General features: G+C 56.4%; 19 protein-coding genes. 15 read left to right on the top strand and 4 right to left on the bottom strand.

Translation table 11 applies throughout. From position 1 onward, the window contains the following. The first annotated feature begins 11 nt into the window (after positions 1-11). The 9 genes from cobM (at position 12) to cobJ (ending at position 8,016) form a co-directional block, all read left to right on the top strand. Complete coding sequence (gene cobM / locus MMC1_RS16065) at positions 12-830, top strand: precorrin-4 C(11)-methyltransferase (protein ID WP_011714689.1); 819 nt, start codon at positions 12-14, stop codon at positions 828-830. Continuing rightward, positions 830-1,669 (top strand): sirohydrochlorin chelatase, encoded by an 840-nt coding sequence (locus tag MMC1_RS16060; RefSeq protein WP_011714688.1) that lies wholly within the window; start codon positions 830-832, stop codon positions 1,667-1,669. Before cobM ends, MMC1_RS16060 begins: the two co-directional genes overlap by 1 nt. 106 nt (positions 1,670-1,775) lie before the next feature. After that, positions 1,776-2,429 (top strand): precorrin-8X methylmutase, encoded by a 654-nt coding sequence (locus tag MMC1_RS16055; RefSeq protein WP_011714687.1) that lies wholly within the window; start codon positions 1,776-1,778, stop codon positions 2,427-2,429. Beyond that, positions 2,429-3,574: a cobalt-precorrin-5B (C(1))-methyltransferase gene (locus MMC1_RS16050; protein WP_011714686.1), complete on the top strand. Its 1,146-nt coding sequence runs from the start codon at positions 2,429-2,431 to the stop codon at positions 3,572-3,574. Before MMC1_RS16055 ends, MMC1_RS16050 begins: the two co-directional genes overlap by 1 nt. Next, positions 3,567-4,838, top strand: coding sequence for a bifunctional cobalt-precorrin-7 (C(5))-methyltransferase/cobalt-precorrin-6B (C(15))-methyltransferase (locus MMC1_RS16045; RefSeq protein WP_011714685.1), 1,272 nt, complete (start codon positions 3,567-3,569; stop codon positions 4,836-4,838). Before MMC1_RS16050 ends, MMC1_RS16045 begins: the two co-directional genes overlap by 8 nt. Positions 4,839-4,840: 2 nt before the next feature. Beyond that, positions 4,841-5,599: a precorrin-2 C(20)-methyltransferase gene (cobI, locus tag MMC1_RS16040; protein ID WP_011714684.1), complete on the top strand. Its 759-nt coding sequence runs from the start codon at positions 4,841-4,843 to the stop codon at positions 5,597-5,599. Continuing rightward, a complete protein-coding gene (locus MMC1_RS16035) occupies positions 5,596-6,345 on the top strand; it encodes a cobalamin biosynthesis central domain-containing protein (RefSeq protein WP_011714683.1) in 750 nt (249 codons plus the stop codon). Before cobI ends, MMC1_RS16035 begins: the two co-directional genes overlap by 4 nt. A 4-nt stretch (positions 6,346-6,349) precedes the next feature. After that, complete coding sequence (locus MMC1_RS16030; RefSeq protein WP_011714682.1) at positions 6,350-6,748, top strand: cobalamin biosynthesis protein; 399 nt, start codon at positions 6,350-6,352, stop codon at positions 6,746-6,748. Further along, positions 6,745-8,016: a precorrin-3B C(17)-methyltransferase gene (cobJ, locus tag MMC1_RS16025; protein ID WP_011714681.1), complete on the top strand. Its 1,272-nt coding sequence runs from the start codon at positions 6,745-6,747 to the stop codon at positions 8,014-8,016. The genes MMC1_RS16030 and cobJ overlap by 4 nt, the downstream gene beginning before the upstream one ends. 12 nt (positions 8,017-8,028) lie before the next feature. Here cobJ and MMC1_RS16020 read toward each other — a convergent pair whose 3' ends face one another. Then, positions 8,029-9,495 carry a cobyric acid synthase gene (locus MMC1_RS16020; protein ID WP_041642981.1) on the bottom strand — a complete coding sequence of 489 codons (1,467 nt, stop codon included), beginning with the start codon at positions 9,493-9,495 and terminating at the stop codon, positions 8,029-8,031. A 77-nt stretch (positions 9,496-9,572) separates the two neighbouring features. Between MMC1_RS16020 and cobD the strand changes: the two genes are divergently transcribed. The 3 genes from cobD (at position 9,573) to MMC1_RS16005 (ending at position 14,390) form a co-directional block, all read left to right on the top strand. After that, complete coding sequence (gene cobD, locus MMC1_RS16015) at positions 9,573-10,619, top strand: threonine-phosphate decarboxylase CobD (RefSeq protein WP_011714679.1); 1,047 nt, start codon at positions 9,573-9,575, stop codon at positions 10,617-10,619. Between the two features lie 107 nt (positions 10,620-10,726). Further along, positions 10,727-12,985 carry a hypothetical protein gene (locus MMC1_RS16010; protein WP_011714678.1) on the top strand — a complete coding sequence of 753 codons (2,259 nt, stop codon included), beginning with the start codon at positions 10,727-10,729 and terminating at the stop codon, positions 12,983-12,985. Between the two features lie 346 nt (positions 12,986-13,331). After that, positions 13,332-14,390, top strand: a complete 1,059-nt coding sequence (locus tag MMC1_RS16005) for an HD-GYP domain-containing protein (protein ID WP_049757709.1) — start codon at positions 13,332-13,334, stop codon at positions 14,388-14,390. A gap of 45 nt (positions 14,391-14,435) precedes the next feature. Here the strand turns inward: MMC1_RS16005 and MMC1_RS16000 are convergent, their stop codons facing one another. After that, positions 14,436-15,182 (bottom strand): HlyD family secretion protein, encoded by a 747-nt coding sequence (locus MMC1_RS16000; protein WP_011714676.1) that lies wholly within the window; start codon positions 15,180-15,182, stop codon positions 14,436-14,438. Between the two features lie 243 nt (positions 15,183-15,425). Here MMC1_RS16000 and MMC1_RS15995 point away from each other — a divergent pair, with 243 nt between their 5' ends. The 3 genes from MMC1_RS15995 to MMC1_RS15985 all read left to right on the top strand — a co-directional run bounded on the left by MMC1_RS15995 (position 15,426) and on the right by MMC1_RS15985 (position 17,871). After that, entirely contained in the window at positions 15,426-16,253 is an 828-nt protein-coding gene (locus MMC1_RS15995; RefSeq protein WP_011714675.1) for a class I SAM-dependent methyltransferase, read from the top strand. Positions 16,254-16,345: 92 nt separating this feature from the next. After that, the gene (locus MMC1_RS15990) at positions 16,346-17,590 is read left to right on the top strand and encodes a ribonuclease H-like domain-containing protein (RefSeq protein WP_011714674.1); all 1,245 of its coding nucleotides are present in this window, start codon (positions 16,346-16,348) and stop codon (positions 17,588-17,590) included. Positions 17,591-17,595: 5 nt separating this feature from the next. Further along, a complete protein-coding gene (locus tag MMC1_RS15985; protein WP_011714673.1) occupies positions 17,596-17,871 on the top strand; it encodes a hypothetical protein in 276 nt (91 codons plus the stop codon). 288 nt (positions 17,872-18,159) lie between these two features. Here MMC1_RS15985 and MMC1_RS15980 read toward each other — a convergent pair whose 3' ends face one another. Then, complete coding sequence (locus MMC1_RS15980) at positions 18,160-19,617, bottom strand: tetratricopeptide repeat-containing protein (RefSeq protein WP_011714672.1); 1,458 nt, start codon at positions 19,615-19,617, stop codon at positions 18,160-18,162. Further along, positions 19,614-19,799, bottom strand: coding sequence for a TIR domain-containing protein (locus tag MMC1_RS22560; RefSeq protein ID WP_227665274.1), 186 nt, complete (start codon positions 19,797-19,799; stop codon positions 19,614-19,616). Before MMC1_RS22560 ends, MMC1_RS15980 begins: the two co-directional genes overlap by 4 nt. Between the last annotated feature and the right edge of the window lie 290 nt (positions 19,800-20,089).

The raw sequence follows: 20,089 nt of genomic DNA, 5'->3' as shown, positions 1-20,089 counted from the left end.
GTGTTCGTGTAATGGTAGACGCAGACAAGCCGACGGTGTGGTTTGTGGGGGCGGGTCCAGGGGATCCCGATTTGATTACGGTGAAGGGGCGGCGTCTGTTAGAGCGGGCGGATGCCGTTTTGTATGCCGGTTCGTTGGTGGCCGAGGGGGCGTTGGCGTGGTGCCGCACGGAGTGTGTGGTAGCGGACTCCAAGGGCATGGCGTTACAGGAGATTACCGACTGGTTGAGCGCCCATGCGGGGGTGGGCAAGGTGGTGGTGCGCTTACAGACGGGTGATCCTTCGCTGTATGGTTCCTTGGTGGAGATGGTGCAGCCGTTGGATGCAGTGGGCATCGCGTCACGGGTGGTGCCGGGGGTTTCGTCGGCGTTTGCCTCGGCGGCGGCGGCGGTGGAGAGCCTGACCCTGCCCGAGGTGACGCAAACGGTGATGTTTACCCGCATGGAGGGGCGTACCCCCATGCCCGCCGGGGAGCAGTTGGCCGATTTGGCGCGGCATGGTACGACGCTCTGCATTTTTTTGTCTGTGACCTTGTTGGCCCAGGTGCAGCAGGCTTTGTTGGCGGCGGGCTGGCACGAGGAGGCCCCCCTGTTGGTGGTCTATAAAGCCAGTTGGCCGGGTGAGGAGCAGATTGTACGGGGGCGGTTGGGGGAGGATCTGGTGGCCCGCTGCCGGGCGGCGGGGATTAAGAGCCAAACGATGATTATAGCCAGTCCCGCGCTGGGTGCGCGGGGGCGGGTGGGTCTGAAAAAGTCAAAACTCTACGATGCACACTTTTCCCATGGTTTTAGACGGGGTGTGGCAGACGACGATCAAGGAAAGCAAACCTAATGAGTGATACCATACTATTGGTGGGGCATGGTTCCCGGCATGCCAAGGGTAATCGTGAAGTGGAGAAGTTTGCCGAAATGTGGCAAAAGCGGCATGGGGATTGGCGGGTAGAGCTTTGTTTTATTGAGTTTGCCGAGGTTTTGTTGGCCCAGGGGTTGGACCGCGCCGCCCAGGGTTCGACACGGGTGGTGGTGGTGCCCCTGGTGATTAATGCGGCGGGGCATGTCAAGATGGAGATCCCAGAGCAGTTGGCGGCGGCGCGGCAGCGGCATGAGGGGGTCGAATTTGTCTATGTTTCACATTTTGGCTCGGTAGAGGGGGTGTTTAAGGCGGTGAAGCGGCAGTTGCACCGGGCCATGTTGGAGATGCATCTGCCGGATCCTTGCACCACCGGGGTGGTGGTGTTGGCGCGGGGTTCGTCGGACATCGGGGCCAATGGCGAGGTGGCCAAAATGGCCCGCTGGATCTGGGAAGAGACCCCCCATGAGCTGGTGGATATCGCCTTTACGGGCATCACCTTTCCCCGTTTGGAGCAGGTGGTGCAGCGTCAGGTAAAGTTGGGTATGAGCCAGATTGTGGTGGCCCCCTACTATCTGTTTACCGGCACCTTGATGGAGCGCATTCGGCAGCAGGTGGCTCGCTTGGAGCGGCAGTATCCGACGATTGCTTTTGCCTTGGGGGGCTATTTTGGTTTTGAAGAGGAGATTTTTGACCTCTTGGATCACAAAGTGGGTGAGGCGTTGACGGGGGTAGGTCACCAGCCGTTAATGGAGTGCGATGGCTGTAAATATCGCGCTTTTGCCCAAGAGCATGGACATGGGCAGCATCACCACCACTAAAGGGTAGAACGAGATTGCTGTTTAAAAAGAGACAGACATTTGCCCGCCAACATGCTAACAAAGCCATGGGCCACTCCATCGCTAAAGCCAGAGAGTTTGCAAACGTATGACCATTGCCATTACCGAACAAGATACCCGTGCGGGTCGCCAGATCGAGCATAACTCCTTCGCCATCGTGGACGCCGAGGCCGGCCCCCACCCCTATAGCGAGGCACAGTGGCAGGTGGTGCGGCGTATGATTCACGCTACCGCCGACTTTGAATTTAATGGTCTGACACGCTTTCATGATGACGCCATGCAGGCTGGTATGGATGCGGTCAAGGCGGGGGCGGCCATCCTCTCGGATGTGGAGATGATCCGGGTGGGGCTCTCCCAGGCCCGTTTGGCACACTTTGGTATGAGCTGCCACCAGTTTATTAATGATGACGATGTGGCGGCCAAAGCCAAGCAGGAGGATACCACCCGCGCGGTACAGGCCATGCGTAAAGCCCGTGATAGGGGGCTTATGCAAGGGGCTATTGTGGGCATTGGTAATGCCCCCACGGCGTTGTTGGAGGTGATTCGGCAGGTGCAAGCGGGGGAGAGCCAGCCCGCCCTGATTATTGGGATGCCGGTGGGCTTTGTGTCGGCGGCGGAATCCAAAGCGGCGCTGCAAGGGTTGCAGCAGGTGCCGTGGATCGTAACCCATGGGCGCAAGGGGGGCTCGACCATGGTGGTGGCGGCCATCCATGCCCTGCTTAGCCTATGTGCCCAGCCCTAATGGCGACGATTCAACGGAAAAAGGGCAACCGTAGCGGTTATACCACCGGAGCCTGCGCCGCAGCGGCGGCCCGCGCGGCGGCCTTGGGTCTGCTGGAGGGGCGGGTGCCGGATCAGGTCGCCTGCCTGCTGCCCAATGGGCAGCAGGTGCAGTTTAGCGTCGCCGAAGGCTGTTTGGGTGAGCGCTTGCAGGATGAGCCGCTTACCTGCACCGGCACGGTTGCCCATGCGGTCATTATTAAAGATGCGGGGGATGATCCCGATGTCACCCATCGGGCGGCGATGAGTGCTGATCTGCGGCCACTGCCCGACCAGCCCAACCGGGTTGTGCTTAAAGGGGGCGAAGGGGTTGGGGTGGTGACCAAATTGGGGTTGGGGTTGGAGATTGGCGCCCCGGCCATCAACCCGGTACCTCGCGCCAATATTGAAGAAAATGTGCGGGCGGTCGCCGCCCCCTATCTGGAAAAATGTGGGATTGAAGTGACCATCTCGGTCCCCGGTGGGGATGAGCTGGCCAAACGCACGCTAAATCCTCGTTTGGGTATTGTGGGGGGCATCTCGATCCTGGGCACCAGCGGCATTGTTCATGCCTACTCAACCTCTGCCTTTCGGGCCAGTGTGGAGCAGCATATTGAGGTGGCCGCCAAACAGGGATTGAGCACCATGGTGCTCACCACCGGTGGCCGTACCGAGCGGTTTACCCAAGCCCAGCTGCCCCACTTGCATGAGGCCTGTTTTGTGCAGATGGGGGATTTTTTACAACCCGCATTAGAGGCGGTGGTTAAAGCGGGCATCCCCCATGTGGTGATTGGGGGCATGGTGGGTAAATTGATGAAAATGGCCCAGGGCGAGCGCAACACCCATGCGGGGCGTAATCCGGTGAATATGGGGCTGGTGGCGCAGATTGCTGCCGAGGTGGGGGCCCCTGCGGCGGTATGTGACGAGATACGCCGTGCCGAAACCGCCCGCTTTGCCAGTGATTGCATGGCAGAGCTGGGGTTAAGCCTACCCTTTTATGACAATCTGGCCCAGCGGGTGGTGCAAACTCTAACCCAACGCTACGCGGGGCGTTTTACCCTGCGTATTCTGGTGTGTGATTTTGAGGGCAACAAAGTGACCGAAGCCCAGGGAGGCTACCATGGCTGAGCCCTGCCATATCATCGGCGTATTGGATAATGGCCCCGAGGGGTTGCATGGGCAGAGCGTGGGATTAATGCGCCGGGCTCAGGTGGTGATTGGGGTGCCGCGTACCTTCGCCCTGTTTGAGGATCTGTTGCCGGAAGAGGCGCAGCGCCTGGATCTGACCGGCCATTTGGATAAAGTGCCCCAGTGGGTGCAACGCGGCTTGCAAGCGGAAGAGACGGTGTTGGTGCTGGCGACGGGGGATCCCCTGTGCCATGGCATTGGCAGTTATCTGGTGAAAAAATTGGGCCTGGATGCCTGCCAGATCCACCCCAACACCTCGGTGATGCAGTGGGCCTTCGCCCGTTTGGGGCTGCCTTGGCAAAAGGCGCAAATTTTATCGGCCCACACCGCCGATTGTGGCGCTTGGCAGCCGGGGCTGGGGCCGGAACACCCCCTGACCGGGGTGATGCAGAGCATCCAGCAGCAGCCCCTATTGGGTATCTTTACCAGCCCGGAGAATGATCCTGCCCGCATCGCGCAGGCGATCCAAGCGGCGGGTATGGGGGAGCATGTGCTCTTGCATGTGGCCCAGCAGTTGTTGCTGGATGATGAGCGGGTGGAGCGGGATCTTAGCCCGGCTACCGTGGCCGCAGGCCACTATGCCCAGCCCAATGTGATGATTGTCGAGAATACCGCCCCCCAGCGGCTGCCCCTGTTTGGGTTGGAGGATGCCAGCTACCAGCAGCGTAAGCCCGATAAGGGGCTGATTACCAAAAAAGAGGTGCGGGTGGTGACGCTGGCGCAGCTGCGTCTGCATCGTGAGAGCATCGTGTGGGATATTGGGGCGGGTTCAGGCTCCATTGGGTTAGAGGCCGCCCGCATGGCCGGCCATGTCTATGCCATAGAGAAAAATGGGCCAGATCGTGAGATTATGGAGGCCAACCGGCAGCAGATGGGCTGTTTAAACTACAGCGCCTATCTGGGCGAAGCCCCTGCGGGGCTGGAGAACTGGCCGGACCCGGATGCGGTGGTGATTGGGGGCTCTGGCGGCCATTTGGCCCCGCTGCTGGCGTTGGTGGCCCAGCGTCTGTTGCCCGAGGGGCGCTTGGTGATGAACTTTGTTACCCTGGAGAATCTAACCACGGCCCTTGACCAGTTACAACGGCTGGGTATGGTGTGGGAGCTGATCCAGATGCAGATTTCCCGCAGTCAGCCTATTTTAGAGATGCACCGTATGCAGGCAGAAAACCCGGTGTGGATCCTTACCGCCAGACATGGAACCTGATCATGCCAACACAACAGGGCCGATTAATCGGTGTCTCTTTGGGTCCGGGTGATCCACAGTGGATCACCCGTGGCGCTTGGAGCGCCCTACAGAGCGCCGCCCACTGGACCTATCCGGTCAAAAAGAGTGGGGCAGAGAGTTATGCCCTGGAGATTGTGCAGCGTAGTGGTTTGGCGATCCCGGCGCGTAACACCGCGCTGGTTTTCCCCATGACCAAGGATGCGGAGATCTTGGCTAAAAGCTGGGCGGTGGCGGGGCGGCAGGTGTTGGAGCTGCTGAATGGGGGAGAGGATGTGCTGTTTTTGGTGGAGGGGGACGCCTCCACCTACTCAACCTTTAACCATGTGCGGCGTGCGGTACAGGCCCTGGATGGGGGGGTGGCGGTGGAGGTTATTCCGGGTGTAACCTCCTTTAACGCCGCAGCGGCCCGTTTGCAGGATGTGCTGTGCGACCAGGATGAGACGGTGGCCATTGTGCCGGCTGCCTATGGGGTGGCGGTGATTGAGCAACTGTTGGCGCAGTTTGATACCATTGCGTTGCTGAAAGTGAATCCGGTTTTGGATCAAGTGTTGGATATGTTGCAGCAGAAGGGCATTATAGAGCATGCCCGCTTTGTGGAAAAAGCGGGCAGTGAACAGGAGTGGTTGGTGGAGGATGTTAGAACGTTGCGGGGGCGCAAGGTCTCTTATCTCTCACTGATGCTGGTGCATAACCCGAATCGGGTCAAACCTACATTACAGCGGGGCTGTCGAAAGAAATGATCGAAACCAATAGTGTCAAACCCAAGACCGCCGTCATCGCCATCACCAAGCATAGCGTGGCCCACGCGCTCAAGCTGGTCAGCATGATGGAAAATACCACCCTGCTTGTTTCCGAAAAATTTGAGTCCCATGTGGCCGACTATACAGGGGCCAAGGGGGTGGTGCGCGGCCCCATCAAGCACCATATGGCGGAGCTGCTGGCCAGCTTTGAGCAGCTGGTGTTTTTTGTCTCTATCGGTGGGGTGGTGCGGTTGATCGCCCCTCATCTTAAGAGCAAAGAGAGCGATCCTGGGGTGGTGTGTGTGGATGACGCCGCCCGCTTTGTGATCCCTATTTTGGCCGGTCATGTGGGGGGCGCTAATGATCACGCTCGGCTGGTGGCGCAACTGCTGGGGGCCGAGCCGGTGATTACCACCGCATCGGATGTGCGTAAAACCATTCCGGTGGATATCCTGGGTCGGGAGCTGGGCTGGAAGGTGGAGGCCCTGAAAGATAATATTACCCGTGTCTCTGCCCATATGGTCAATGAAGAGGCGGTGGCCTTTGTGCAGGAGGTAGGTAGCCGCAACTGGTGGCCAGAAGATAAACCCTTGCCCAAGAATGTACAGCTTTTTAACCGCTTTGAAGAGGTTCCGGTGGAAGCCTTTGCGGGGATTTTATGGGTGACCAACCGCCCTGTGTCGCAATCCTTTTTGGAGAGCCTAAAAGGTAAGTTGATCATCTATCGGGTGCCCGAGGAGTCGTGATCCCATGAAGCTGGTGTTGGGCATGGGGTGTGATCGCAACACCCCGCTTGAGACCTTGGAGAGGGCGGTGGCGTTGGCCTTGCAAGAGGCCGGCGGCACCCTGGCGGATGTGCAGCGGCTGGCCACCATTGAGGCCAAACGGGATGAGCTGGCGCTCTGCCAGTTGGCCCAAAAGTGGGGCTGGCCGCTGGATCTGCACAGCGCAGAGGCCCTCGCTGCGGTTAAGGTGCCCAACCCCTCGCCGGTGGTGCTCAAATATATGGGCACCCCAGCGGTGGCCGAGGCGGCTGCGCTGCTGAGCGGGGGTAATCCCGGTTGGGCGGCGCTGTTGGTGGAAAAACGCAAACATCGGGGAACCGATGGTAAAAATGCCACCGTATCGGTGGTGAGGATGGCCACATGAAAGCAGGCAAAATCTATCTGGTGGGGTTGGGTCCCGGTGCCGAAGCCCATATGACCGCCCGCGCCCGCGAGGCCATTGCGGATGCCGATGTGGTGATTGGCTATACCACCTATATTCGCTTGGTCCAGCCGCTGCTTAGCCATCAACAGGTGGTCAAAAAGGGCATGGCCGAAGAGCTGGACCGCTGTGAAGAGGCCATTGTGTTTGCCAAACAGGGTAAAAAGGTGGCGCTCATCTCGTCGGGGGATGTGGGCATCTACGGTATGGCGGGTCCCACCTATGAGGTGCTCTTTAAGAGCGGTTGGAGCCCCGACAGCGGCATTGCGGTGGAGGTGGTGCCCGGCTGTACCGCGCTGAGTAGCTGCGCCTCCCTGGTGGGGGCTCCGTTGGGGCACGATTTCTGTAGCATCTCGCTGTCGGATCTGCTTACCCCTTGGCCGGTTATCGCCAAACGTTTGAATGCGGCGGCCTGCTCCGATTTTGTCATTGCCCTCTACAACCCCAAGAGTGGGCGGCGTACCGAGCAGATTGTGGCGGCGCAAAAGATTTTGCTGCACCACCGCAGCGGCAAAACCCCGGTGGCCATTGTTAAATCCGCCTATCGTCCCCGCCAGAGTGTGGTGATGACCACCCTTAAAAAGATGGTGGATGAGGAGATCGGCATGCTCTCGACGGTGCTGATTGGTAATGGTGAGACCTTTGTTAAAGAAGGGATCATGATTACGCCTCGGGGTTATGCCGATAAGTATGTGGATTTTACCAAGGAGATTAAAGAAGGGGAGCAGGCGGGCCATTCGCTAAGCATGGGCTTGACCGGCTGGCATGAGATTGTGCGGGAGCATCTGCGGTTGCACCCCAAACAGTCCATGCAGATCACCTCCGAGCGGTTTGATGTACCCATGGGTGAGGTGCTCAAGGCGGTCTCCGAGGCGGGGGATCGGCCCATTCCTGGCCGTACTGTGGAGCGGATCAAGCGCAAGGCATTGCCTGGGCTGCTGATTACCATGAAGCAGGTGCGCATTCGCTGGGTGGCGGGGGCGGCGGAGGGTACCATTACTCTGCAAGATGCAACCTGGGCGGTGTCGGAAAGTGAGGTGCAGTTGGTGGGCCCCGGTACCAGTGTGGCACTGCCCATCGACTCCATCAAAGGTATCTGGTTAAGCCGCAGTGGTTCGGGTAAAACCCTGTTTATGACCGACCGTTTTGGGGCGGTTTTGCTGCGGGTACAGGTGACGGCCCAATCCGCGTTGCGGGTGGCGGGTCCTTGATGGGGTGCCCCGTTAGTTGGGCTGGGCGCGGTGCAGAAGCGCGTGGATGAAGGCCATGTCCACATGCTCGGCAAAAGCATCGGCAAGCCGGTCGATGCTGGCCTCGCGGAGCTGGCGAATATCCTGAACCGGCAGGCTGTGGTGGGGGGCTGCCCAGTTTAGTAGGCTGGCGAGGGCTTCGGGATGGTCCAGCAGACCATGCAGATAGCTCCCCTTAATCTGCCCATCTTGGCTGCTGGCTCCCTCGTGGCTGCCATCCTCCAGGGTGAGCAGTGGATGGGCCAAGGCGGGGCCTGAGCTGCGCCCCATGTGGATCTGGTAGCCCTCTACGGCCCCTCCCTGCAACAGGTTGCCGGTGTGGCGGGTAAGCTGTTTTTCTGGGGTGATGGTGGTCTGCATCTCTAATAAATGGAGCCCATCCATGGAGCCGGGGCTGCCTTCCAAGCCGTGGGGATCATGAATCTGACGGCCAAGCATTTGAAAACCCCCGCAGATACCCAACAACCGCCCACCGTAGCGCAGGTGGCGTTGCAGTACAGCTTGCCAGCCCTGTTGGCGCAGCCAGTGCAGATCGGCCCGCACGCTCTTGCTGCCCGGGAGCAGGATTAAATCCGCAGCGGGGATCGCTTGCCCGGCCTCCACCAGATGCAGGGCGACGTCGGGGTGGCTGCGTAGTGGGTCCAGATCGGTATGGTTGCTTAGACGCGGCAGGCGGGGGACCACCACCGTCAGCTTGGCGTGGGGATTGGCGGGAGTGGTGGTAAAAAAAGAGTCTTCGGCCTCCAGGTGCAGGCCGTGCAGGTAGGGTAGTACCCCTAGGGTGGGTTTGCCGGTGAGCTGCTGAAGTTGTTCCAGCCCCGGTGCCAACAGGGCTGGGTCGCCTCGAAATTTATTGACCAAAAACCCTTGAATCAACTGCTGTTCCGGGGGGGCTAAGAGCTGCATGGTACCCACCAGCTGCGCAAACAGGCCGCCCCGGTCAATATCCCCCACCAACAACACCGGGCAGCCCACCGCCGTGGCAAAACCCATGTTGGTGATGTCATTGGCGCGTAGGTTGATCTCGGCAGGTGAGCCTGCGCCCTCCACCACAATGACCTCGTAGTGTTGACACAAGCGTTGATGGGCCGCCAAGACATACTGCATGGCTTGGGGCTTGAAATGGTGGTACGCCAGCGCCTTCATATTGCCTACCGAGCGGCCCTGGATAATCACTTGGGCGCCAACATCGGAGTTGGGTTTGAGCAAAATCGGGTTAAAATCGCTATGGGGTTCCAAGCCACAGGCGCGAGCTTGCAGCGCTTGGGCGCGGCCAATTTCGCCCCCGTCGCTGGTGACGGCGCTGTTGAGGGCCATGTTTTGGGGTTTAAAGGGTGCCACCGCCACCCCTTGCCGGTGCAGCAGGCGGCACAGGGCGGTGACCATCAAACTTTTACCGGCATCGGAGGTGGTGCCTTGAATCATAAGGGTATGGGCCATGGGTGCGACTTTCAGCAAACAGAAAAAAAGAGCCATCATGGAGCAGCTTGGGCTATCGGGCAAGGCGTATTAAGCCGATGACAACCCTACAGCATGGTGGTCGTCTCTATCAGGCGGCCCGCCAATTTGGTCGGCCACCGGCGGCATGGCTGGATCTTTCCACCGCCATTCATCCGCAAGGGTGGCGTCCACGGCAGCCCATTCCTGACGCCTGCTGGGGGCGCTTGCCCGAGGATGAAGATGATCTGCACGCGGCGGCCCAGGGCTATTATGGCACCCCCCACCTGGTGCCGGTGGCAGGGTCGCAGGCAGCCATCCAGGCGCTGCCAAGGTTACGTGCCCCCGCGCGGGTTGGGGTGGTGGCCCCCACCTATGGGGAGCATGCGCTGGCTTGGCAAGGGGCGGGGCATGGGGTGCAAAGCTTGGCTGCGGAACAGGTGGAGTCGGCTTTAGCGGCGCTGGATGTGCTGGTGGTGGTGAATCCCAATAACCCCACCGGGGAGCGCTTTGCGGTAACGCAGTTGCAGCGCTGGTTGCATCGGTTGGCCGGTCGAGGCGGCTGGTTGGTGGTGGATGAAGCCTTTATGGATGCCACCCCCCAGCAGAGCATGTTGCCCCAGGTGGGGCAGCCGGGATTGGTGGTGTTGCGCTCATTGGGTAAATTTTTTGGGCTGGCGGGCTTGCGGGTGGGCTTTTGTATGGGTGAGCAAGCCCTGCTTGAGGCCATGCAGGGCCTACTGGGGCCATGGACACTGGCCCATATGGCCCGCTGGGCGGCGAGCCAAGCGTTGCAGGACCGCGCTTGGCAGGCGCAAACCCGCGCAGAGCTACCCCAGCAGAGTGACCAGTTGGGGCAACGATTGGCCCAGTATGGTTTGCCCGTCTGGGGTGGCACGGCGCTGTTTCAATACGTGCGCCATGAGCAGGCCCAGCCGATCTGGCGACAGTTTGCCCAGCGGGGTATTCTGTTGCGTCATTTTGAGCAACCCCAGGCGCTGCGCGTGGGGCTGCCAGGGGATGCTGCCCAGTGGCAGCGGTTTCAGACGGTTTTGCAAGAGGTTATGCAAGAACAAGCCAGGTTTCGGCCAGGGTGTGCAGAGGGTGGAGCTGGGGCGGTTGGGTAACGATTTTTGCGGCACCGTAAGAAATACTTGATTTTTTGAGGGAAATTTTCTTAAAGTTAGGGTTGGCTCGAAATGCCTCTGTCGAACGGTAAGTTATTGGAGAAACAATGAAATTCCCCCGTCTGTCGACATCTTTACGACTGATTTCCCTGCTCGCAGCGGGGTTGCTGCTGCCTGCCTGTTCCACGCTGGATGCCTACCATGATGTAAGCATGGCGCGTCCGGACGTGCAACATGAAGGGGCGCTGGGTAAACAAGTCACCGAATATGGTGGCCTGCCCCAGACCCGTGGTGTCACCATCGCCGAGGCGCAGGAGTTTGCTCGCCTGCTGCAACTGCGCTATGACGCCGCCATTCGCGGTCAAGCCAAAGATCAAGAGGAGGTGCGCTTGGCACTGACGGGTCTGGTCGCGGGGGCGGTTGGCTCGGTGCTGTTTGACAGTGATCATGATGTGCTTAAAGGGTTGGGTTTGGCCGGGGGTGCGCTCTACACCATCAATCAGGTGGCGGCGGATAACCATCGGCGGGGCATCTATACCCGGGGTATTGAGGCCCTGGGGTGTTTGGTCGAAGCGGTGGATAAGTCAGGTCTTTCCACCAGCCGGGTGCAAAATGCCATGTCCGCCGTGCGGGCCGCGCAGGAGACCCGCCAAGCCTTCCGTCGCGCCCTGTGGGAATTGCGGGATGCCAATGCAGCCCAATCGGCGCCCATTGCTGATATGATTAGCCGCTTGCAAAGTGAGCTGCCGGTGCCCGAAAGTCCAGAGAGCGCCCAAGGCTGGCAGCAGGAGGTACGCCAATTGGCCGAGGTGCAACGCACCGTGCAAAAGCTGCTGCAAACCGTTAAGGATAGCGGCAACCTGTGGATTTCGGATCAACAAGAGCGTAACCGCGATCTGGAAGCCACGGTGGATGGCATCGAGTCCTACGCCAAGATTTTGGTGACGAAAACCTTTCATGTGCAGATGGCCATCAACCAAGAGCTCAGCCGTCTCGAGCCCGATCAAAACCGCTATCTCAATGAGCTGCGGGGGCACCTGCAAGGGGGCTTTGCGACCTCTAATGGGCGCGATTCCATGAGCGGGTTAAGCAACCCTTTTGGCAATGTGTGGAAGCCCGATGGCACGGTGCTTAGTTTGATGGAGACCCGTAATGCCATGGCAAAAACCCTGTTGGCTCTGGGTGAACTGCGGGTTAAAGCCCTCAAAAATCCCGTAGCGCGGGGCAAAATGGAGGGGTTGGAAAGATTAAGTCAAGCGGTGGCTCAGGTGGACGGCGCTTTTGATCGTATGGTCGCCACTCAGCAGGAGCTACAGTTTGGCACCATCAGCTTTGATACTTCGTCGGCCCTGTTTGCCGACTGTTCGTTGGATGTAGAGAATGGTCAAGTTTTGCGTCTGATGCCTCCCGCTGTCGCCTTGGAACTGGATAGCAGGGCGCAGGGGCTGGTGCAGAAAAAAGTGCTGGTCAATGGGGGGCGGGCACCTTATCTGGCGGTTTCGGATAATGATGATCTGGTGGTTGTGGAGCGCATGGAGGCATTGGGCGAGAATAAAGGCTGGATGACCTTAAAAGTGGCGGTTAATCGGGGCCACACCACCAACGTCACCGTGGTGGATAATAAAGGCACCCCGCAGGTGTTGAATGTGATGGTGCCCAGCGCTAAAGCCAACTTTACCCCCATTGCCCCGCCCACGGGGTTGGAACGAGAGCGGACAGCAGTACAGCAGGGGGTGGCTGCTGTGCCGGTCAACGACCTGAACAGCTGTTTAACCCGCAGCAAACAGGGTTATCTACAGCGTTCGGCGGGCTACTATAACAGTGGCTGGTTGATTCAGGATATCCGCCGCTTGCAACGCATCGCCGATAAAGCCCCCGGTATGGGTAAGGATGTCACCATTGATGGTTTGATGGGCTACAAAACCTGGAATGCCGTCTGTCTTTTACAAGATCTCTACGGTGAACGGGTTACGGGGAAATTGAGCCGACCAGAGCTGGCGCGTTATGAGCAGCGTCTGGAGATTACAGCAGATATTGTACCCGGTGCGCTCTCCCCTTTTGAGTTTAGCCCCCGGTTTGATGTTACCCTGCTCAAGCAGTTTCAGAGCAATCTTAAAGAGGCCTTGGGGGCCGAAGGGGCCGCCATTGAGCCCACAGGGGTGCTGGATGCCGCGACCCGTACCGGGATTGAGCGCTATCGAAGCCGCTTTATTGAGCGCAGCGTGGATGAAGCCGAGGATATTGCCCAGCGCACCCGCGAGGTTTATGAGGACCGTCACCCCACGGCCAGCTTTGTGAGCTATCCACAACGCTTGACCAACCTTTTGTTTCATAAGGTGATTAAGTCCGAAAAAAGCCAGCACTAAGGGTGTTGATCTTGCCTTTGTCAAGGGTCGTTTCATAACCATGAAGCGACCCTTGCTGTTTGTGCCCTCCTTTTGCTGGAGCAGGTGGGCCGCGCCGCACCCGCACAAACGGGGGTGGGGCCGGGGGCTAGGGCTGTGCGGTGACGCAATTGAGGGTGTGTAGCTGTCTTAACCACGGGGGCGGGTTAGGCTCTCCATAGTGGGTCGGTTGTCGGGGTGTGAGGGCTTCTTGGTAATATCTCCACAGGGTTTGAAATGTAGGTGGATTTTTTAACAGTTTATCCCTAATGTTAAGGATCTGTGAGAAAAGATGATAGAGGCTTGGTAACAATGGGTTGGGGGAGCGATGTCACAGTATCAGGTGGATAAAGAGGCAGAGATGGCCTTTTTGGCCGCACAGTTAGAGGACCTGGGTGAAGGGGTTGTCGACCAACGCGAGCAGCAGGAACAGCAGTGGGTGGATGAGACCAGTCACGCGCTGGAGTTGATGTCCGCCACAGAGCACGAGCTGGCGCGTCAGTTTCAGCGGGTGGCCGATGGGGATCCCTTGCAGGTTACCGAGTTGGACCTTGCCATAACCCGCATGAACAGTTCATTGGCGAAAGATCCCGATGCCTTAATTGGGCTGGCACTTCTGCGCCAGCATGATCATGAGGGCTTTGACCATTCGGTGAACGTGTCGATCTATCTGATGAGCATGGCGCGGGCCATGGATATGGATGAGCAGATGATCAATGCGGTGGGCTTGGGGGGGCTGCTGCACGATTTGGGCAAGTCTCAAATTGCCGAGACGGTCCTGCAAAAAAAAGATAAGCTTACCGAAGAGGATTGTCGCGTTATTCGGCAGCATGTGGAGGCCTCCATGTCTATGATGGATGTGATGGAGGTCTCTCCCTTGAGCCGTACACTGGCCGTTCAGCATCATGAACGGTTGGATGGCTCGGGTTATCCCCATAAACTCAAGGGGGATGCCATTAGCCAAGAGGGGAGAATGGCGGCCATTTGCGATATTTTTGATGCCATGACCTCTAACCGCATCTACCGCCAAGCCCGCGATGGTAAAGAGGTTCTGCGCTATCTGCTTAAAGAGAGCAAAGAGAGCCAACGGCTTGATAGCCGTTTGGTGGAGATTTTTATCCGTGCGGTTGGCATCTATCCGGTGGGTTCGCTGGTACGTTTGGCCGATCAACGCATGGGGGTCGTGGTGCGCAACCATCGTTCGGATCTGCTGCGGCCTGTGGTGCGTATTATTTATAAAGGTGATATACAGGTAGACCCCTACACACTGGATCTTGCCAAACATCCAGAATCTGCGGCTCAGCGGATTCTGGGTACCGAGAGCCCCTCCATGACACGGCTTAATCCCGCCCTTTATATGCCTGGGCCGGGGTGCTATCAAGTGTGACGCTGTCTATATCTTCTCTATGCTTTGTAACCGCTAAGATTAGGTTTAACGCTGTGTAAGGCGTTCTTCTATGGTTTGGGCAAGCCTGCCTAGGATGCTGCGGGCTGGCGCGCTTAGCCATAATTTACCGCGCATACGGCGACTTGGTGCCGGCTGTTCCAAGCGGACAGCGAGCCGGGCTTGGTTTGGCTGGGGCGGGCTGTCCCGCATTGCGGCAGGGTCGGGATGATGGGGCAAAATCACCATCCACAAGGGCTCTTCCGCCAGGATGCCGCTCTGAAAAGGCAGACGCAAACCAGGGCGTAAGGGGTGCTGCTGGGTTGTGGACCATTCAAGCAACACGCTACCGTGTAGATCATCACTCAAAGTGAGTAGGGGGGCCTGTTTGGCGACCCACTGCCCCGGTTGCAGTTGGGGTTCGAGCTGTATGATTTGCCCAATGTGGCGGGCGTGTAGGGTGATGGTGCTTAGCGTGGATGGCGTTGTCGCCGGGGCCGCTTGGCTCGGTGCGGTAGGGAGGGGCAGAGGCGCATTGGCAGGTGGGTTTATGGTGTGGTCAGGTTCGTCATAGCGCAGGGTAATAAGGGGTTGATCGACCGTGACCCAATCGCCCAAGGTGACATGCAGGGCGGTGATTTGGGCCATGGCCGGTGCATACAGCGGCTGGGGTGGGGCAATCTCCAGCGTTGCCGGTAGGGGCATGGCGCGAGGCAAGGGCAGCGCGACTACGACCAGCACACATGCTGCAAGCAGCCAGCGTTTGGGGTGGGCGATGGTGGGGAGGATAGGCATACGAATCTCCCGAGCTAAGTTTGGGCATCTTTGGGGTGGCCGCGTTGATGGGGGTAGTATGCGCATCGGGCGGCATAAGAGCAACCGTTTAGGCTTTCCCTGGAAGGTGCAGGGGTGGGTGATGAGAAGGGTAGAAGGTGGGGTCTGGTTTAGGGTAGTCTCGCAGACGCCATGCTTTAACAGGGTTGGTGGTGCTTGGCTATGTCGGGGGACGCCTGAACCGTGCAAAGGAGTGATGCCATCATGCCCTTGTGGATGAGCAATGTGGAGTATGTGGTGCTGCGGATGATCCGCAAGTTTGTCTTTAATCGCGCCATGCTGGACCGTCTGGAGCGCTGGTTGCCTTACTACCGTAAGACCGGTGCTTCGGCCCAAGGGCTGCCCCAGAGCTTAGCGTATGGCGAGCACTGCTTGGGCTTGGTGCTGGCCCATCTGAGCGAGGCCGAGCAGCAGGGCTTGCAGGGCACGGTGTTGGAGATTGGCAGTGGTCAATATTCACTGTTGGGGCATCTATTTAGTCGCCGTTTTGGGGTAAACTACATCGCCCTTGAGCCGTTTGCGCACGCCAGTCAGGCAGAGATGCAGCAGTTTGACCAGCGAGTGGCCCGCTTTGCCCCCAACTTGGCCCATGCCCAGGTGCAGCGTATCCGCCACTGGGCGAGTATGGCGGAGGCTTCGGTGGATTTTTCCTGCTCCCTCGCGGTATTGGAGCATGTGTATGATCTAAATGAGCTGGTGGCCCACTATAAACGGGTGCTTAAACCGGGGGCCATGATGGTGCATATTGTGGACTATCGAGACCACTTTTTTAAATATCCCTTTCACTTTTACCAGTTTTCGCCACCCTTTTGGCAGCGTATGTTAGACCCGGGTAGCATGCCCCGGCATCGGTTGAGCGACCATATTGCCGCCTTTTCACAGGCGGGTTTTCGGGTTGAAGTACTTGAGCGGAACTATTTGTGGGAACCCTTTCGCAGGGTGCAATCCAACCTGCACAGCAGCTTTGCCCATTATGATGAAGAGACCTTGGCGACCTCGGGGGCGGTATTAAAGATCTATGCGCCGAGTTAGGGGATGCCTTTGGTGTGGCCTGTCGTGGCGCATGCGTAAGGCAGGTAAGGGGTTGGGGCTGCGGCCCAAGAGGCGAGGGTGTGGGGGTGTCGATGGCTGGGTTACGAGATCGCTTGCGCCAGCTTAAAGGGGAGGCTCCGCTGCCGCCGCCAGCGGAGCTAGAGCCGCTGCCAGCGGAGCTAGAGCCGCTGGCGGAGCGGGATGCCGCTTTGGCGGGACGGTTAAGGCGTTTGCGCCCCATCGCGGCCCAAACCGAAGGGGCAGGTACACCGTTGGCGGATGAGGCCGCGCTTGCTGCTTTTTTGCAGGGGGAGGTGGTGGCTCCAGGGCTTATTTTGGTGCGTTGGTGTGCCCCTTTGCAGCAGCATCATGGCCGTTACCCATTAGAGCGGCTTATGGAGCCGGTGGCGCAGATTGTGGGGGGAGGGCTGCACGATCCGACGCGGTGTGCCTGGATTGATACCGAGACCACCGGTTTGGCCGGGGGCACGGGCACCACGGTGTTTCAGATCGGGCTGTTGAGGTTGTGGCAAGGGGCACTGCATGGGCGGCAGTGGTTGTTGAGTGGTTATGGGGGCGAGGCCGCCATGTTGCGCCAGTTTCAGCAGGCGCTGGCGGGGGTGACGCAGCTGGTGAGCTTTAATGGCAAATCCTTTGATGTGCCTCTCTTGGCGACTCGCTTTCGGTTGCAGGGCATGGCGGATCCTTTGAGTGGTTTGGCCCATTTGGATCTACTGCATCCCTTTCGGCGTCTGTTTGCGGGTCAGTTGCCGGACTGTCGTTTGCAGCGGGGGGAGCAGCATCTATTGGGATTGCAGCGGCAGGACGATCTGCCGGGTGCGGAAGCACCGCTGGCGTGGCAGGCGTGGTTGCGGGGCAAGCGGGGGCATGCTTTGGCGGGGGTGCTTAGGCATAATCAGGATGATTTATTGAGTTTGACGTTGCTGCCGGTGGTGTTGGGGGAGTGTTTTCGCAGTGCGGCCCATGGGGCTTCACCGTTGGGGGTGGCGCGGGCGTGGATTGAGGCTGGGGATGAGGGGGTGGCGCGGCAGGTGTTGGAGATGCACATGTCGCGGCTGGATGGGGATGGGTTACAGCAATTGGGTTGGTTGTATCGTCGGGCGGGTTTGTGGTCGCGGGCGGTGATTGTGTGGCGCATGGCGGCGGCAAAGGGGCATGCGGCGGCGATGGAGGCATTGGCCAAGTATCATGAGCATCAGGATCATGATTTGGCGCAGGCATGGATCTGGGCGCAGCGCTTACAGCAGCGGTTGGGGCGCACGGGTGAGGTGAGCAAGCGGATTAACCGTCTGCGCAAAAAGCGCGGTGAGGAGTAAGCACGATGAAATTACCGGTCAACGCTTCGGTTAAGGGTGATCAGTTGATATGTGATGGTTTTGCCGACAGCGCGGAGAGTGCGGTGGCCATGGCGGTGGGGGCTGGGCGGGATGCGACGGAGGCGTTTAAGCAGGATTTTGATCTGGACATGGTGGGTAGTGAGGATGAGATTGCGCTGGGTCAGCAGCAGTGGCAGGCGCGTTTGCATGGTCAACAGCCCGACCGGCGCTCATCGTTGGGGGGCTGGGGTCTCTTTGCGGTGGGCTGGGTAACCTATTAAGCGCGGGGCGCTGCGCATCCCCCTGGTTGGGTGTGTAATTAATATACGAAGGTCGCTTAGTCTTGCTTAAGTTCCTTTAGGGGAGACTTGCGCCTTCTATATTATGTGGGGATTGAGTTGGGTGGTGGCTTGCTGAGTTTTAATTTCGCTGCTTTGGCGTGCGTGAGCGTGCTTTAACTGGGTGTTCGGTATTTTAGCACCGTTTGAGTCTGCAATTATGCAGCTCCGCGCTGATTAAAAAATAACGAGTCTAAATTATAAGATTGGCGATAATAGAGAATGGTTATGTTAGTCGAACGAAGATAACATTTTTAAGATATTATCAATGATATTGCTGTTTGTGCTGGTTAATTCAGAGAAAATTTTTATTTGTGTATAGTTCGCCATTTTTTCAAATGAATTAGGCTTGTGTTTTGTTATTATATTTTTATATTTATCATCCAAATTTTCATAATCACCTATAATAATATCACACTCGAGCAGCGTGCTATCAATCCACCAGTCAGAGCCTGCGCTCAACTTCCAATTTTTTAAGATATAGTTAGCAAATTTGATTCCCTTTCCAGCGTTGTCTCCCCCAATTATCTTATAAAGATATGCAACATTAATAGCAGGATAATAATCTTCAGTATTAATTCTGAATGCCTCTATATACAGGCTAAGAGCTCGTTTTAAGAGATCGTAATTTATACCCTCTTTGTCACATAAAACATTATTATTTCCATATATCGCTCTTCTTTTGTATTGCGCGGCTAACATGCTGAGAGTATTAGAATCTCTATAGCCTAAATTCCATACGCCATAAATTAAATTAGCTGCTTCTTCATATCTTCCTTGTCTTGTCAAGCAGTTAGTTTCAAGTTTCATCAATTCTTTGCTGTACCCAAGTAAAGAAATATTAATACCATCAATAGACCTTTTTTGATCCTTAATTTTTTTTGTAAGAACTAAAGCTTGCTCATATAAACCAAACATTTTATAAATTTTAGCAATCTCTAGCAAAAAATTTTCGTTAAAAATTTCAGGAGATGTCCACCTACCGATCGAAGCATTATTTAATAAAGCATCTGCATCGTAAGAGTTTTTTAGACTATTTAATAGCCTTTTGTTATCGTCAGTTATAGCCTCAACCTCCGGAAGCATCTTCGACAAGTCTTGTTCAAGTATTCTGTCAATGATTTCTTTATCTTCATTCATTTTTCGGAATTTGTAGAGTTCATGAGTTCCGAAATTTTTTGCTAAAGGGACTTGGCCAATTATATCAAAAGCAAACTTATTTGATAGGTTAGGGTCGGGTGTCGCTTCAAATCGATCCTTGAACTCTTTCGTTACAAATATTTCTTTTGGTTTTGTAATGGGCTCAATTCTAGCAGAAGTGTTAATATTTATTCCAAGAGCATTCTTTTTTCCACTGAGTAATGGATCGTCGAATAGATCAAACCTGCCAAAATGACAGGCTATTCTAGGGTACAAAGGAGGTATGTTTAAAGTCGTGTAGTCAAAATCATTAAAAAAATCTCTGTACTCAAATGCTAGATCAGCTATGGATGCCTCATTCTCGTTTATTACTATTAAAGAGTCACCCCAGGTATTCCAGACAGTAGATTCTTCTTTAAACTTCATTATTTTCTGAGCCAATAAAGGCAAAAGTGTACTATAATAAATTCTCAGGTCAACATCCGACAGTTTTGAAAAACCAGCCAAGTCTGTAAATAGAATATAAGCATTTTTTGCTGGTGTGTTCATGCGTATCTCCTTACAGCATCAATGACGCTCGCGCTATTCCACCCTACCATTATGTTTGAATTACTTTTTATCTTGCGTGGCATAATTTGATTTCCCCAAGGTTTAACGCCTATTATATTTTTCTTCATCCTCAGCGCTTCATCAATTTCGTAATCAATCCAAATACTGTGAGCCGTATACATTCCAGCTAAATAACAACTGCTTGAGCAGGATTAATCTGCCTTGTCAAGCATAGTTTTAAACCATTCATTGTTTTTTCAGCGCAACCATCATGTTTTGGCACGCTACAGTTTCTCCAGCTAAAATGCGCATCCTGATCAAACCACCGACTATCGTTTCGTAGTGAGCACTGTAATTCCAAGCATGGCTAATGGAAATGCTTATACTTGTCTTTAAATTTGGCAACTTTAGCCTCAATAAAAAATAAGATTGATTGACATAAATGCAAGACTAGTATGATTTCTATGTTGAT

Source organism: Magnetococcus marinus MC-1, from assembly GCF_000014865.1.
Taxonomy (GTDB): Bacteria; Pseudomonadota; Magnetococcia; order Magnetococcales; family Magnetococcaceae; genus Magnetococcus; species Magnetococcus marinus.
This window is presented reverse-complemented; position numbering and strand designations above follow the sequence as displayed.